The sequence below is a fragment of the Thauera butanivorans NBRC 103042 genome (genome assembly GCF_001591165.1).
In the GTDB taxonomy this organism is placed as follows: domain Bacteria; phylum Pseudomonadota; class Gammaproteobacteria; order Burkholderiales; family Rhodocyclaceae; genus Thauera; species Thauera butanivorans.
The window spans coordinates 1-643 of the sequence record NZ_BCUG01000150.1 but is presented as its reverse complement, the minus strand read 5'-3'; the positions used below and the strand labels follow the sequence as shown (position 1 = coordinate 643).

2 protein-coding genes are annotated in these 643 nt (G+C 68.4%); both read right to left on the bottom strand.

The features are described 5' to 3' along the window. Nucleotides 1-414 (bottom strand): hypothetical protein (locus TBU01S_RS22775; RefSeq protein ID WP_157659276.1); only part of this gene is annotated, 414 nt, incomplete at its 3' end. 14 nt (nucleotides 415-428) lie between these two features. Beyond that, the coding region (locus TBU01S_RS22770; protein ID WP_157659275.1) for a hypothetical protein at nucleotides 429-643 on the bottom strand (215 nt) is incomplete at its 5' end.

Here is a 643-nt window from a genome sequence, read left to right as displayed (position 1 = left end):
GGTGTGCGACTCGGTGACGCCGGCGCCGGTCTTGTAGCGCACGACGAGCGAATTGGCCGCGTAGACCTCCTTGAAGGTCTGGCTGCCGGTTTCACCGCCCTTCTGGCTGCCGGAGGTGCTGCCGGCCGCGCCGGATGCGGGGCTGAAGGCATCGGCGGTCTCGTAGGCGGTCTGGTAGGTGCTCTCCGTGAAGTCGCCGACCACCTTCAGATTGACCGTCTTGGTCGGGTACAGCACCGTGCCGTAGGCACCGAACAAGTTGCCGCTGCCGTCACTGTGGTCGGTGACCGTGCGCGTGAGGGTGAGCTGGGTGAGGGAGGACTGCGCGGCCGTGTGCGTGGCGCTGGCACTCGAGGTGCCCGAGCGCTCGACCGAGGTGACTGCCGAGGGTTGGGTGTTGATGACGTAGCCCATATGCCTTGCTCCTATCAAGCGGCCACAGTGGGGAGGTAGCGCACTTTGGTCGTGCCGGCAGCCGTGGCTTTGTACGCCGTGCCGGCCGAGGTGGCGCTGGTGCCGCTGCTGACGCTGGTCTCGCGCGACACGGCCCAGGTGATCTCCAGCGAGCCGGGCACGGGCGGCTCAGCCAGGGTGAAGGCGACGAAGCCGGCCCCGTCGGGCGACAGGCCGGGCTTGGCCTCTT